The organism is Microbacterium sp. nov. GSS16 (assembly GCF_028198145.1).
Taxonomy (GTDB): Bacteria; Actinomycetota; Actinomycetes; order Actinomycetales; family Microbacteriaceae; genus Microbacterium.
On sequence record NZ_CP116338.1, the window covers coordinates 420,958 to 434,618 of the forward strand.

Annotated in this window: 13 protein-coding genes, 1 tRNA gene and 1 pseudogene; 3 read left to right on the top strand and 12 right to left on the bottom strand. The window is 68.7% G+C overall.

Going from position 1 to position 13,661, the window contains the following annotated elements; genetic code table 11:
• Position 1 precedes the first annotated feature (1 nt).
• Complete coding sequence (locus tag PGB26_RS01945; RefSeq protein ID WP_271638623.1) at positions 2-733, bottom strand: TnsA-like heteromeric transposase endonuclease subunit; 732 nt, start codon at positions 731-733, stop codon at positions 2-4.
• Between the two features lie 415 nt (positions 734-1,148).
• On the opposite strand from PGB26_RS01945, the gene PGB26_RS01950 reads away from it, so the two are divergent.
• The 3 genes from PGB26_RS01950 (at position 1,149) to hrpB (ending at position 6,059) form a co-directional block, all read left to right on the top strand.
• The gene (locus PGB26_RS01950) at positions 1,149-1,577 is read left to right on the top strand and encodes a MarR family winged helix-turn-helix transcriptional regulator (protein WP_271638624.1); all 429 of its coding nucleotides are present in this window, start codon (positions 1,149-1,151) and stop codon (positions 1,575-1,577) included.
• Between the two features lie 56 nt (positions 1,578-1,633).
• Positions 1,634-3,253, top strand: a complete 1,620-nt coding sequence (locus tag PGB26_RS01955) for an SPFH domain-containing protein (protein WP_271638625.1) — start codon at positions 1,634-1,636, stop codon at positions 3,251-3,253.
• Positions 3,254-3,503: 250 nt separating this feature from the next.
• Complete coding sequence (hrpB, locus tag PGB26_RS01960; RefSeq protein ID WP_271638626.1) at positions 3,504-6,059, top strand: ATP-dependent helicase HrpB; 2,556 nt, start codon at positions 3,504-3,506, stop codon at positions 6,057-6,059.
• Positions 6,060-6,068: 9 nt separating this feature from the next.
• Here the strand turns inward: hrpB and PGB26_RS01965 are convergent, their stop codons facing one another.
• The 11 genes and pseudogenes from PGB26_RS01965 to PGB26_RS02010 all read right to left on the bottom strand — a co-directional run bounded on the left by PGB26_RS01965 (position 6,069) and on the right by PGB26_RS02010 (position 13,582).
• A complete protein-coding gene (locus PGB26_RS01965) occupies positions 6,069-7,676 on the bottom strand; it encodes an L-serine ammonia-lyase, iron-sulfur-dependent, subunit alpha (RefSeq protein ID WP_271638627.1) in 1,608 nt (535 codons plus the stop codon).
• Between the two features lie 155 nt (positions 7,677-7,831).
• Positions 7,832-7,904: transfer RNA gene (locus tag PGB26_RS01970), tRNA-Arg, on the bottom strand.
• Positions 7,905-7,977: 73 nt separating this feature from the next.
• Positions 7,978-8,610, bottom strand: coding sequence for an asparagine synthase (locus PGB26_RS01975; protein WP_271638628.1), 633 nt, complete (start codon positions 8,608-8,610; stop codon positions 7,978-7,980).
• Positions 8,611-8,664: 54 nt separating this feature from the next.
• Entirely contained in the window at positions 8,665-9,285 is a 621-nt protein-coding gene (locus PGB26_RS01980) for a GntR family transcriptional regulator (protein WP_271638629.1), read from the bottom strand.
• A gap of 101 nt (positions 9,286-9,386) precedes the next feature.
• Positions 9,387-9,521, bottom strand: a complete 135-nt coding sequence (locus PGB26_RS01985; protein ID WP_271638630.1) for a methionine/alanine import family NSS transporter small subunit — start codon at positions 9,519-9,521, stop codon at positions 9,387-9,389.
• Entirely contained in the window at positions 9,518-11,137 is a 1,620-nt protein-coding gene (locus PGB26_RS01990; protein WP_271638631.1) for a sodium-dependent transporter, read from the bottom strand. Before PGB26_RS01990 ends, PGB26_RS01985 begins: the two co-directional genes overlap by 4 nt.
• Before the next feature lie 53 nt (positions 11,138-11,190).
• Positions 11,191-11,418: a multidrug transporter gene (locus tag PGB26_RS01995; protein ID WP_271638632.1), complete on the bottom strand. Its 228-nt coding sequence runs from the start codon at positions 11,416-11,418 to the stop codon at positions 11,191-11,193.
• 162 nt (positions 11,419-11,580) lie between these two features.
• Positions 11,581-12,108 (bottom strand): transposase, encoded by a 528-nt coding sequence (locus PGB26_RS02000; RefSeq protein WP_271638633.1) that lies wholly within the window; start codon positions 12,106-12,108, stop codon positions 11,581-11,583.
• 266 nt (positions 12,109-12,374) lie between these two features.
• Positions 12,375-12,674 (bottom strand): hypothetical protein, encoded by a 300-nt coding sequence (locus PGB26_RS02005; RefSeq protein ID WP_271638634.1) that lies wholly within the window; start codon positions 12,672-12,674, stop codon positions 12,375-12,377.
• Between the two features lie 61 nt (positions 12,675-12,735).
• Positions 12,736-12,960, bottom strand: a pseudogene (locus PGB26_RS13870) (MFS transporter); the annotation flags it as partial.
• A gap of 241 nt (positions 12,961-13,201) precedes the next feature.
• A complete protein-coding gene (locus PGB26_RS02010; RefSeq protein ID WP_271638635.1) occupies positions 13,202-13,582 on the bottom strand; it encodes an MFS transporter in 381 nt (126 codons plus the stop codon).
• Positions 13,583-13,661 lie beyond the last annotated feature (79 nt).

The following is a 13,661-nucleotide window of genomic DNA, read 5'->3' on the forward strand; positions in this document are numbered from 1 at the left end:
ACTACACCGCCCTCGCCCTGGTGCTCAACGACAGCGGAGTCCGAACGTCGAAGTCCAGATCTCCCCACCACATCGCGGAGTACACCGCACCGAGCGGCTGATCGCAGGCATCCTCGAGCAGCTCCGCCCACTCCGCCAGCGAGTTCCTCTCTCCCGCGTGCTCACCGAGTCGACTCCTCACCGGCTCGGATGCCCACCGTCGGTATCGGTAACCCGACAGGAAGCGAAGGTTCCGGTGCTCCTCCACGGAAATGTCACTGACCACCGTGTATCCCCAGCCCAGTCGGTCGCACAGGTCCGCCGTGAGCGCGAACGTCGTCACATCGTCATCGCGGATATTGCTGTCGGGCTTCACATCGATGAGCACGCCACGCCCGTCGCGGTAGCGCACGAAGTAGTCCGGCGCGTGCTTGCCTCCCGACGCCCAGTGGATCCACATCGGCTGTGCCGCGATGCCGACGACATCTCGACCCCGATCGAGTCTCATCACCGCCGCACGCTCGTACAACGACTCGAACCAGACATGGCTCTCGATCGTGGCCGCCCAGTAGAGGCCCTCGTAGTTCCGCTTGTGCTTCCACGATGCCGGCGTGCGCACACGAGCCACGGACTCGAACGCGACATCCACGACATCGGATGCATCGCGACGACTCGGATCGCCGTCGCGGACGAACTCGATCTGCGCGTGTACGACCGCGCCCGAACCGCCGACAAGCTGTTGGGTCAGCTTCATGATCGCTCCGATCTCACCACGTGTGTTCAGTTGGAACGAGAACGTGAACCTGACGCGGCCAGAGTAAGACCGGGAGCACTGGCAGCCGGGAAGGCCGCATCCGCGTGTTGCAGAATCACTGGCACGGAACACGGGATCAACGACGCGGAATCAATATCAATGGCACGGAGCGCAGAATCACTGGCACCGGGCAATCGGACAGTCGGGCCGTCCACCACGGAACCTTCGTAACCAAACCGTTGCATTCGTTACCTCGCCGTTATACACTCATCGCACGGTGAATGTTTGCTGTGACATCCACCGCATGTGATTGCAGGACTCTCTTTGGTGCAAGGGACAAGGGCCGGTCGGAAGCCTCTCCGACCGGCCCTTACTGCTGCCACCCGAGGTCGGCGCGCGACAGTACGCTGAGATCATGACCGACCGCGAGCTCGCCCTGCAGGCGTGGGAGAGTCTGTTCCGCGCGCAGCACCAGCTGCTGGCGGAGATGGCCGTCGACTTCGAGGGATCGGACCTGGCCCAGGGCGAGTACGACGTGCTGCTCACCGTCGTTCGTGCTCCCGGAATGACCTCGCGACTGCGCGACATCACCGCCAAGTCGCTCATCAGCCAGCCGAGCGTCTCGCGGCTCATCGACCGCATGGTGGCGCGCGGGCTCATCACGAAGGCGATCGATCCCGACGACGGGCGCGGTGCACTGATCACCGCGACGGACGCCGGGGCCAAGGCGTTCCGTCAACTGGCGACGGTGCACGGGCGCACCATCGCCGAGAAGATGTCGCCCCTCGACGACGCCGAACTCGCGACGCTACTGCAGCTGACGAAGAAGCTGCGCGGGGTGTGACCGCCGAGACTCTGGCAGGGTGTACCTGAAACCTACAAGGGGGAAGGAAGGTCACCATGGAGATCGCCGGAGCAATCGGCATCCTGGTCGTCATCGGAATCGCGGTCGTCGCCGCGATCGTCATCGCGCTGATCCTGCTGCTGTTCGCCCGCAGCTGGATCAAGGTCGCTCGAGCCGATGAGGCGCTCGTCATCTCGGGTCGCAAGCAGAAGGTGCAGCGCGCCGTCATCAATGCCGACGGCAGCACGAGCTCCGAGATGGCGGAGTCGCCGGTCACGGTGATCGTCAACGGCAAGTCGCTCGTCAACCCGATCACGCAGCGTCACGAGATCATCTCGCTGCGCTCGCGTCAGGTGTCGCTGAACGCCGAGGCGCAGTCGCTCGACAGCGTCACGCTCAACGTCGACGGCGTCGCGATCGTCAAGATCGGCTCCGACCCCCTGTACGTTCGCCGAGCAGCCGAGCGCTTCGCCTCGCAGGACAAGGCGATCGAGCAGTTCACCACCGAGCAGCTCGAGGGCGCGCTGCGCGGCATCGTCGCGACGCTGTCTGTCGTCGAGCTGATGCGCGAGCGCAAGAAGTTCTCCGACCAGATCGCCGCCGACGTCTCGCAGGAGCTCGCCGAACAGGGTCTCATCCTCGACTCGTTCCAGATCAAGGGCATCACCGACAAGGTCGGCTACATCCAGTCGCTGGGTGCGCCCGAGATCCAGGCGAAGCGTCAGGCCGCCGAGATCTCGCAGACGAACGCCGACCGAGCGATCAACCAGAAGAACATCGCCAACCAAGAGGCGAACCTGATCGAGCAGACCGCGCTCGACACCAACACCGCCAATGCCAACGCCGGCATCGGACGCGCACGTGCCGAGGCCGAGCAGGCCGAGCAGCTGGCCCGCGCTCAGGCCGAGCAGGCCGTGCTGCAGCAGCAGGCTGAGAATAAGCAGGCGCAGCTCGACGCCGACGTCAAGCGCGTCGCCGACGCGCAGCGGTACGAGGCCGAGACCCGCGCCCAGGCCGACCTGTTCACCCGGGAGAAGGCCGCCGAGGCCGCCGCGATCGAGCAGGTCAAGCAGGCCGAGGCCCGCACGCGCATCGCCGAGCAGCAGGCGCAGGCCGACAAGGCACGTGCTGCCGGTGAGGCCGCTGCCGCCGAGGCGAAGGCGACCGGTGACGCCAACGCACTCCGCGCCCAGGCCGACGCCGAGGCCGAGGCCCGCCGGCTTCGCGCCAACGCCGAGGCCGAGGCGATCCGCGCCGAGGGTGAGGCGCGCGCCGCCGCCGTCGAGGCGGAGGCGAAGGCCATCGCTTCCAACCAGGAGGCGTTCCTGTCGCAGCGCGTGCTCGAGGTGCTGCCGCAGATCATGGCGGAGTTCGCGAAGGGCTACTCGGCGATCGGCAACGTCTCGATCATCGGAGGGACCGGCGAGGACGGCGCGTCCAGCGTGGTCGGCGGCGACAACGCCAAGGCGATGCGCTCGGTGTTCGACAGCGTGAGCGCCGCAACCGGTCTCGACCTCGCCGCGATCATCCAGGGTCAGGCCGTCGGCCGCAGCTTCGGTGCGGGTGTCGCTCAGGCGACGGATGCCTCGCCCGCATCGCCTTCGGCCGCAGGCTCGGCCACCGCGATCGTCGAGCGCACCCTCGACGACCCAGCGGAGCCCACCACCGACGCGTAGCCCGCCTCTCGTAACCCGCCGTTGCCGAAGAGCCGCCTCCCCCGCGAGGCGGCTCTTCTCGTCTCCCCCGCGCACAGATCGGGGGCCGACACGCCAGATGTCGGACGGATTCGCGGGATCGGTCCGACATCTGGCGTGTCGGCCCCCGGTTCGTACCGCACCCCGCAAGCGTCCGAGGATCCACCGACGGGATGCGCTCGCCCGCGCCTGGCGTGTCGGCCCCGGTCTGTCGGGCGGGCAGACTGGAACGGTGACCTCCCGCGCGTTCGACCTCGCCCGCATCGGCGCGGGCCTGTCGTTCGCGGCGGCCCTCGGCGACGTCGAGCGCGCACTCGACGCGGGCACCGCGCTGGTCATCAGTGCGCCGCCGGGCACGGGCAAGACCACGCTCGTGCCTCCGCTGCTGGCAGCGCGCACCAGCGGACGCGTGATCGTCACACAGCCGCGGCGCGTGGCAGCGCGCGCCGGCGCCCGGCGCCTGGCCGAGCTCGACGGGTCACCGCTCGGCGCCCGCGTCGGCTTCACCGTCCGCGGCGAGCGCAGAACGAGCCCGCAGATGCGTGTCGAGTTCGTGACGGCGGGGGTTCTGCTGCGCCGGATGCTCGATGATCCGGGCCTCGACGGCATCGACGCCGTCGTCATCGACGAGGTGCACGACCGCGCGCTCGAGACCGATCTGCTGATCGGGCTGCTCGGCGAGGTGCGCGAGCTGCGGGACGACCTCACGCTGATCGCGATGTCCGCCACGGTCGACGCCGAGCGGATCTCGTCGGTGATCGGCACCTCGGCCGCGCCCGCACCGGTCGTCGAGCATCGCGTCGCCGCGCATCCGCTCACCGAGCGATGGGCCCCCGCCCCGGGGTCGCGGCTCGACGAGCGCGGCGTCACCCGCTCATTCCTCGATCACGTGGCCCGCACGGCGGCATCCGCCGCCCGCGACCTGATCAGCGGCGCGCCCGACGCCGACACTCTCGTCTTCGCCCCGGGGGCACGCGAGGTCGTCGAGATCGCGCGCCGCGTCTCGGATCTCGCTCCCGAGTTCGACGTCCGCGAGCTGCATGGGCAGCTGCCCTCGGCCGCCCAGGATGCGGTGATCCGCGGCCGCGCGGTCCGAGACCGGCCGCGCCTCATCGTGACGACTTCCCTCGCCGAGTCGTCGCTGACCGTGCCCGGCGTTCGTCTCGTCGTCGACAGCTGCCTGGCCCGCCAGCCTCAGCGCGATGCCGCCCGGGGCATGACCGGGCTGGTGACAGGGGCTGCATCGCGTTCGTCGTGCGTGCAGCGCGCTGGGCGCGCGACGCGGCAGGGTCCCGGCGCGGTCGTACGGTGCGTCGACGAGCGCACGTACGCCGCCGCCCCGGCGCGCCCCGCCCCCGAGATCGCGACCGCTGACCTCATCGATGCGGCTCTGCTGCTGGCGTGCTGGGGTGCGCCCGGCGGCGCGGGCCTGCGATTGATCGACCCGCTGCCGCCCGACAGTCTGAGCGAGGCGATCGATGCGCTGCTCGCCCTCGGCGCGGTCCACGACGACGGTCGAGCCACTGGCGAAGGGCGCGCGCTCGCGCGCATCCCGGCCGATCCGCGCCTCGCCAGGGCTCTGCGCGACGGCGCCGACCTCGTGGGTGCACGCACCGCCGCCGAGGTCGTCGCGCTCGTGGGCGGTGATGTCCGCGTGCGCGACGCCGACATCGCATCCGCGCTCTCTGCGCTGCGGCACGGCCGCAGTCCCGACGCGCAGCGCTGGGCGCGCGAGGTCGATCGACTGATGCGGCTCGTGCCGCGCGGACGCTCTGCACGAGGGCGCGCGGACGACATCGGGCTCGTCGTCGCGCTCGCTTTCCCCCGCCGGATCGCCAAGCGGGTCGAACGCTCGTCGGATGGGGCGACGTTCCTGTTGGCATCCGGAACGCGAGCGGGCATCGCCGGACCCCTCGCAGACGCCGAGTGGCTGGCGGTCGCAGACGTGGCTCGCGCGTCCGGCCGCGTCGCCGCCGGCTCGGGCGCGGTCATCCGCGCCGCCGCGGCGATCACCGAGCAGCAGGTCGAGCGCGCCGCAGGCCATCTGATCACCGATCGTGTCGAGGCGCAGCTGGTCGGCGGTCGCGTGAGCGCACGCCGCGAGCGGCGGGTCGGGGCGATCGTGCGCTCATCCGTGCCGGTGCGCGCGTCTGCGGCGGAGGGCCGGGACGCCGTGCAGCGCGCGGTGCAGGCAGACGGTCTCGGCGTCTTCACCTGGACGGACGCCGCCGATGAGCTGCGCAGACGGCTGGCCTTTCTGCACCGCGTGCTCGGCGACCCGTGGCCCGACGTCGGCGACGATGCGCTGCTGGCCCGTCTCGAGGAGTGGCTCGATCCCGAGCTCACCGCCCTCGCAGGCGGGACTCCAGCCGAGCGGATCGACCTCGCCTCGCCGCTGCGGCGGCTGCTGCCGTGGCCGGCCGCCGCCGAGTTCGACGCCCTGGCGCCGGAACGGCTCGAGGTGCCCAGCGGCTCACGCATCCGCATCGCCTATCCCTCGTTCGACGACGTCAGCGCCCCACCCGTCGTCGCGGTGAAGCTGCAGGAGTGCTTCGGCTGGGCCGAGACACCCCGGCTCGTGGCCGGGCGTGTGCCCGTGCTCTTCCACCTGCTGTCGCCCGCCGGGCGACCGCTCGCGGTGACGGCCGATCTCGCCTCGTTCTGGTCAGGGCCGTACGCACCGGTGCGAGCGGAGATGCGCGGTCGCTATCCCAAGCATCCCTGGCCCGAGGACCCGTGGGCAGCGACCGCCACCCGCCACACCACTCGACGAATTGCGCGGGACTGACCCGCCGGATCAGCACTCGATGACGTTCACCGCGAGGCCCCCCTCGCTGGTCTCCTTGTACTTCGTCGACATGTCGAGCCCGGTCTGACGCATCGTCTCGACCACCGCATCCAGCGAGACGTAGTGATGGCCGTCGCCGCGCAGTGCGAGACGGGCGGCTGTGACGGCGGTGGACGCGGCGATCGCGTTGCGCTCGATGCACGGAATCTGCACGAGCCCGCCGATCGGGTCGCAGGTGAGACCGAGGTGGTGCTCCATGGCGATCTCGGCGGCGTTCTCGATCTGCCGGACGGTTCCGCCCATCACCGCAGTGAGGCCACCCGCCGCCATGGCGCAAGCCGAGCCGACCTCGGCCTGGCAGCCGCCTTCGGCGCCCGAGATCGATGCGTTCGCCTTGAACAGCGACCCGAGCGCGGTGGCGGTGAGCAGGAACCGGCGGATGCCTCGGCGGCGATTCGCCTCGGCCAGCGCGTCGACCTCACCGTCCGGGGAGGTCGGGCCCTTCGACAGACTCAGGGACCCAGAGGAGGCCGGGCCCGTCGGCAGGCTCAGGGCCCCAGAGGGGGTGTCCAGGGCCCCAGAGGAGGCCGTCGAGCCGGCCGGGGAGGCCGTCGAGCCGTCCGACGGTCGGAAGCCGAGCAGGGCACTGCCGACCAGTTCGCCGTGTGGGGTGACCGCGTTGCCGACTCCCAGACCGGAGTCGGCGAGAAAACGCCACCAGTACATCGCGACGGCTGGCAGGATGCCCGCCGCGCCGTTGGTCGGGGCGGTGACGACGCGCCCGCCGGCCGCGTTCTCCTCGTTCACCGCGAGGGCGAAGGCACCGAGCCATTCGCCGGGAAGCGCCGGATGCCCGTCGGCTTCGACCGCCTCGAGCTGCTGGCGGATGTCACCTGCGCGACGCTTCACCTTCAGGATGCCCGGCAGCGTGCCCTCCGAGTGCAGCCCTGCGTCGACGCAGGCGGCCATGGCATCCCAGATTGCGTCGAGGCCGGCCGCGACCTGCTCTTCGGAGCGCACCGCCATCTCGTTCGCGCGGGCGATCTCGGCGATCGACATCCCCGTCTCGTCACAGAGCGTGAGCAGCTCCTCGGCGGTGTCGTACGGATAGGGCTGGGGGGCTGCGGTCACACGCACCTCTTCGCCGTCGCGACGGATGAAACCGCCGCCGACGGAGTAATAGGTCTGCTCGAGCACGACTGCGCCGTCGGCGTCGAGGGCGTGCAGGGTCATCGCGTTGGGGTGACCGGGCAGGCGCGTGCGAGGCACGAACGCGATGTCGTCCTTCGCGAACGAGATGCGGTGCTCGCCCGCCAGCAGCAGGTCGCGCCCCTCCGGCCAGCGGCTCCACAGCTCGCGCACGTCGTCGGGGTCGCAGGTCTCGGGGTGCAGCCCCTGGAGGCCGGCGACGACGGCATCCGGCGTGCCGTGTCCGAGCCCGGTCGCACCCAGCGAGCCGAACAGCTCGCATCGCACCCGCAACACGTCGCCGAGCAGGCCTTCGACCTTCAGCCGATCCGCGAAGTCGACGCCGGCGCGCATCGGACCGACGGTGTGCGAGCTCGAGGGCCCCACACCGATGGAGAACAGGTCGAAAGCCGAGACGTACGCAGTCACCTCTCCAGCCTACGTCCGCCCGGTCTTCTCGGGGCCGCAGACATAGCGCAACCGGCTCGGCCCCAGAGCTTCCGGCGGCATGTCCCAGCTGCATTGGAAAGGCGAAACCCCCGCCGCTTCCGCGACGGGGGTTTCAATACTGTCTCAACACAGTGCGCGCCCCGAGGGACTCGAACCCCCAACCTTCTGATCCGTAGTCAGATGCTCTATCCATTGAGCTAGGGGCGCACGGCCCGCTCAGCGGGCCGAAGAACAGCCTACAACACGTTTCGGCGAGAAGTGAAATCGGGTCGGAGCAGGCTCACGCCCGGCGTGTCCAGAGTGCGCGCTTGCCGTCTCGCTCGGCCCGAGATGTGTCCTTCTCCGCTGCCTTCTCAGCCGCCTTCTCCCGTTTGCGGCGGGCGCGCTGCTCCGACGACAGCGCCTGCAGATCGACGAGTTTGAGCGCCTGCATCCGAGCCTCGCGCATCTGCTCGTACTCGGGATCCTGATCGGCGCGCATCCCCTCGACGCGCAGCCGACGATCGAGATTGCTGCGCACATCGGTCCACGCCGCGGCCCTCGCCTCCTCCACGAGCGCTCGCAGCGCCTCGGGATCGTCGGTCATCTCGCGCAGATGTGTGGCGACGCCGAGCGACTGCTTGGCGCGGCGCCGCAGGTTTCGCACGTCCCGGTCGCGGTAGTCGTGAGTGCCGTGCGGGTCGGAGTGCCGGCCACGCGCGCGCTTGCGCAGCGCCGTGAGGTGCTCTGCGGCCTGCTCGGACTCGTCGGCCATCGCGCGCAGCGCGACCCGTGCCTCGTCCATGTAGTGGTCGATCTCGAAGGTGCCTCCCTGCGCGATCGTCCCGACCAGAATCTGGTTCTTCACGGTCAGCCGAACGGCCGCCGTGGCGATCGCGACGCCCTCGGCGACGGCATCAGCTGTTCGTCCCACGAGTACCTCCCGCATCGAGCGTACCGGCACCCCACCCACAGCGGTGGGGTGGCTTCATTCGCGCGGAGCGGATGCCCCGAACATGCGCTCGTGAGCGGCCGCCCGTCCCTCGGCGAGATGCTCGGGAACCAGACGGCGCAGGGCCTCGACATCACGCGCGCGGATCGCGTCGAGGATCTCGCGGTGGGTCGACGCCATGTCGGCGAGGTCGTCATGCTGCCCGAACAGCCAGCGCAGCCGGGTGACGAGGGAGGCCGCAAGCTCGACGAGCATCGCGTTCTGCGACAGACGGACGACCGCCATGTGGAACGCCGTAGACGCCTGGCGTGCGGATTCGATGTCGTCGAGCGCGGCTGCTGCGGCCTCCTGCGCGACGAGCGACTCGAGCAGTGCGATGCCCGCCTCATCGACGCGCTGGGCGGCGAGCACGAACGACAGCGTCTCGAGCGCTTCTCGGACTTCGAAGAAGCCCTGCAGGTCGTGCGGTGAGAACTCGCGGACCGTCGCTCCGCTGCGCGGACGTGCCACGACGATCCCGTCGGCGACCAGCGCCTTGATGGCCTCACGCACCGGCAGCCGTGACACCTGCAGCTCGGCCGCGATGTCGCGCTCGACCAGTCGCGACCCCGGCGGGCGTCGGCCCGACATGATGTCGTCCCGGAGCGCATCGGCCACACGCTCTGATTCGAGGCCCGACATTCCACCCAACGGCATGATCGGATTCAACCACCACCCGGCCGATTCGGCCAGTGTTCCGGCATTCCGGCAGGCTCTCCTCAGAGCTCGACGGGAGGCGCCGGTTCGTCTTCGACGGCCTCGGGATGACGCACGAGGTTCGCGACGGCGAGGGCGAGCCCGCCCCATACGGTGACCATCGCGACGATCATCATGACGACGGCGGTGGGGGTCATGACCGCGCTCCCTTCTGGCGGGCATCCGCCACGGCGATGCTCCCGGTCTCGGCATCCGGTTCGTAATCCTCGACGACGAGGAACTCGTCGTACTCAGGATCATCCTTCGCGTGCGAGCGGCTGCTCCACGGCAGCAGCGACAGCATGATCGCGAACACGATGATCGCGACCACCATCCCCCACCCGAAGATCGCCAGGAACCAGAGCGGATAGCCCTCGTACGGTGTCGTGACCTTGGTGATGATCTCGCTGATGAACAGGTAACCGAGCACGACCGGGGCGAGCGCCCCCACCAGCAGCATCCAGACCCACCCGAGCCGGAAGCTGGAGCGCTTGTTGAGGTGCTCGCGCAGCACCGGCAGCTTGCGCAGGATCCAGGCGACGAGGATGACGGCGACCAGCGCCACGACCATGATGCCGAAGGCGTTGATGAACGCGTCGGTCGCATCGAGCACCTGCAGCGCGGTGGTGGTCGAGAAGAACGCGATCGAGATCAGGGCGACCGGGATGGCCACTGTGAGCGTGGTGCGCACCCGGCCCCAGCCGAGCTTGTCCTGCAGGGCGGCGACCACCACCTCGAGCACGGAGATGAGGGAGGTGATTCCCGCGAAAACGAGGGCGCCGAAGAAGAGCACCCCGAGGATCGAGCCGCCGGTGGCCTGCGAGACGATGGTCGGGAAGGCGATGAACGCCAGCCCGATGCCCGATGATGCGACGCCCGAGACGTCGGTGCCCTGCGCCTGGGCCATGAACCCCAGGGCGGCGAACACGCCGATGCCGGCGAGGATCTCGAAGCCGGAGTTCGCGAAGCCCACGACGAGACCGGAGCCGGTGAGGTCGGTCTTGCGCTTCAGATATGACGAGTAGGTGACCATGATGCCGAAGGCGACCGACAGCGAGAAGAAGATGTGGCCGTACGCCGACGCCCACACGCCGGGGTCGGCGAGCGCCTCCCAGTTCGGGGTGAAGAACGCGTTGAGCCCGTCCATCGCTCCCGGCAGGAACAGGGCCTGCACGACGAGCGTGGCGAACATGAGCGTCAGCAGCGGCATCAAGATCATGTTCGCGGCGCCGATGCCGCGCTTGACGCCCAGCGCCATGATGATGATCACGACGAGCCACACGCCGATGAGTGGGATGCCCACCTGCGGCACGAACTCGAGCGAGACGCCCTTCTCGATGTCGCCCATCTGCAGGAAGTCGGAGAAGAAGTAGTCCTGCTCGTTGCCCTCGCCCCAGGTGATCTGGGCCGAGAACCAGGTGTACATCGCGGCCCACGCGATGATCACGGCGTAATAGGTGGCGATCACGACGCAGATCAGCACCTGCCACCAGCCCAGCGGCTCAGCCGCGCGGCTCATGCGCCGGAACGCCAGCGGCGCGGAGCCGCGGAAGCGGTGCCCGATCGCGTAGTCGAAGAACAGCAGCGGGATGCCCGCGGTCAGCAGTGCGCACAGGTAAGGGATGAGGAACGCGCCGCCGCCGCCTTCATAGGCGACGTACGGGAACCGCCAGATGTTGCCGAGCCCGACCGCGGATCCGATCGCCGACAATATGAAGACGTTGCGCGATCCGAAGGCCTCGCGTCTCTTGGTCTGCGCCGGTGCATTCGCCATGCTCCGAGGCTACCGGAGAGGCGAGACGACGACAGCCGGCCTCGCCGCCGAGCTCAGTCGGAGCGAGGTGCGTCTGCGGGGTCGTCGGCACCGTCCACGCCCGGCCCGGGGCCAGGGCGCACGGCTGCGGTGTCGGCGACGTCAATGCGCACATTGCCGTCGTGCTCGGTCACCTCGATGCGCGGTGCCGCATCGGCCTCGGTGGAGTGCTCCGCGCGCAGGAACTGGTCGCGCAGCTTCTGCTCGTGGGTCATGTCGGGATCGTGAGCGCTGTCGGACATGCTCAGGATGATGCCCCTCGGCCGCTGCGGCAAGGAGGCCCTGGCGGGTCGACTGGCGGAGTGGTAGGGGCCAGGATCCGTCGGCGCGGCGCCACGATCGGCGCCATCGCTATGGGCGCAGCCCCGCCTCGGGCTGCGCCGGGTGCGGCTCGTCCTCATCCGCTACCCCGCCCGACGGGCTTCGTCGGCAAGGTATCGATACCCGAACGTCGGGTCGTCATGATGCGCGTCATGCAGCGCGTTGATCCGATACGCGCGGAGCACGTCCGCGTCCCGGACAGCGGCGTTGCGCCACCGGCAGTAGGGCTGTCTTGCGAGCTTGAGGACCCGGCACGACACCGTCACGGGAATCCCCGCTTCGGCGAGCTCAGCAACGAGCGGGTTCGTCATTTTGGGGGCCACCAAGGTGCAGGTTCGCCTGCGACAGATACGCCGCCGCACGGGGGAGGACCTCGTTCTCCTGCTCCAGCAACCGGATCCGCTTCTTCGGCTCCGAGCCTCGGCCGCGTCCCCAGCAGTCTGGCCGGGACGATTGCCGTCTTCGAAATCGGCCTGGCGGAGCCAGTTCTGCAGGGTTGCTTCACTGATCCCGAAGTCGGTGGCGATCTGTTTGATGGCGACGCCGCTCTCGCGGCTGCGAGCGACCGCGACAACGTCTTCGCGGAACTCTCTGGGATAGGGACCGGGCATGATGACATCCTCCCCGCCAGCGCCTCCCGGCACTAACGATCAGTTGTCACCAGTTCGTTCCTCACGCCCTGTGCAGTCCTGCGTACTCCTTTGTTAATGGGAATGATCTCTCCACTCTCCCGCCGGGCGATGTCAGCGCCTATTGCCCGAATGGCTGTGGCACGTGTCGATTCGTCCGTCTGCCCTCGTACGTTGCATCCCACACAAAGCGACCCGGCCTGAGAACAGACCGGGTCGCTTCACTTAGCGGGGACGTGACGTCCGTGTCACCGCACGGAGGCCTTCTCTCGCCTGCTTTCCCGCATGGCACGCTTCACCGTCTCCGGAGCGAGGGCCGCGCAGGTGATGGTCACCACGCACAATCCAGAGAAGTACACGATGACCCAGATCGGGCTGCCGCCGCCGGCGTCGAGGAGCGCTGTCGCGACCAGCGGCGCAATGCCACCGGCAAGGATCGATCCGAACTGATACCCCATGGAGGCACCGCTGAATCGAGACTTGACGGAGAACAGTTCGCTGAAGAACGCAGCCTGAGGTCCGTACATGGAGTTGTGGAAGACGGCCACCGATGAGGACTGCCGCAGTGGCAAGCCCCGCCACCTTTAGGTCGGTGAGCACGAAGTACAGCGGGAAGAACACTAGACTGCCGATGGCACCGAATAGGTAGACCGGTCGGCGGCCGATACGGTCCGACAGCGCTGCCCACAGCGGGACAGCCAACAGCCCCACGGCCGATGCGATGAGAACCGAGAGCGTTCCCTGGCTACGGCCTTCATCGCCCCACACGCGGATGATGTAGACGATGGAGAACGTCGTGTAGAGGTAGAACGCGGCGTTCTCCGCGAGGCGCATGCCGACAACTAGCCAGATGCCTCGCTGTTCGTTCTTCAACGCTGTGGCGAGAGGGTTGGATGCCGTCTCCCCCGCCTCCGCGAGCTCCTTGAACTCCTCCGAGTCTTCGAGCTTCGCACGGATGACGAGACCGGTGAACGCCCATCTGGGTGAAGCTCCCGAAGAAGCCTTGCCGTCCTTCTGGTGCGTGCTCGGTGGAGATGACCGCCGCGCCCGCCCATTCCGCTCCGGCCCCGAAGCCTTACAACAGCCGGAGCACGGTGAGAAGGATCGGCGCTGCGATCCCGATCTGGTTGAACGTGGGAAGGAAGCCCATCGCGAGTGTGGCGACGCCCATGATGACGAGCGAAAGCACGAGCATCGGCTTACGTCCGATCTTGTCGCCGTAGTATCCGGCGAACAGCCCTCCGAACGGCCGGGCAACGAAACCGACCGCGTACGTGAGGAACGCCAGGAGAAGCGCGATGCCCGGCTCCTGCTCAGGGAAGAACAACCGGCCGAACACTCCTGTCGCGGCGAGGAGGCCGAAGATGTAGTAGTCGCACCACTCGATGGTGGTGCCCACGAAGCTCGCGATGGACACCTTCCACGGGATCTTGCGGTCGTGAGTAACAGACGTCATTGTTTGGTTCCTTATCTCCGGTGCCCTCCATTTGGCACGACGAATGAGCGCCGACGACCGTCGTCGGCGCACGTTGGCC